1 protein-coding gene is annotated in these 380 nt (G+C 31.6%); it reads right to left on the bottom strand.

From position 1 onward, the window contains the following. Nucleotides 1–380: transposase (locus tag ACVHXK_RS18735; protein ID WP_461207927.1), on the bottom strand; the 380-nt coding region annotated here is incomplete at both ends.

The raw sequence follows: 380 nt of genomic DNA, 5'->3' as shown, positions 1-380 counted from the left end.
TTTTTGCTTATAGTTGTCTTGCCTTTATGAGTACCAGAACTATTTTCCCTTAAATCAAAACCACATAACGATTGAAGTTGTTTCCCATCGTCAAATCTTGATATATCTCCTATTTCAGATACTATTGCAGCTACGCTTAAAACGCCTATACCTTTAATATCAACAACATTCGAAGCCCAAGGTATGGATAGCACTAAATTTTGTGCTTTAGATTCAATATGAACTATTCTAGCGCATAACTTATTATAATCCTCAAGTAAGATGTTAAATTCAAGTAACATAGCTTCACTAATAACTTTTTTCCCAATAGATTTAGAAGCTGCATTTTTTAATTGGTTAAGTTTTTTCTTTCCAACGCTTGTAGAAACTTTGGTTCTTAA

The organism is Clostridium sp. DL1XJH146, from assembly GCF_054819755.1.
This window is presented reverse-complemented; position numbering and strand designations above follow the sequence as displayed.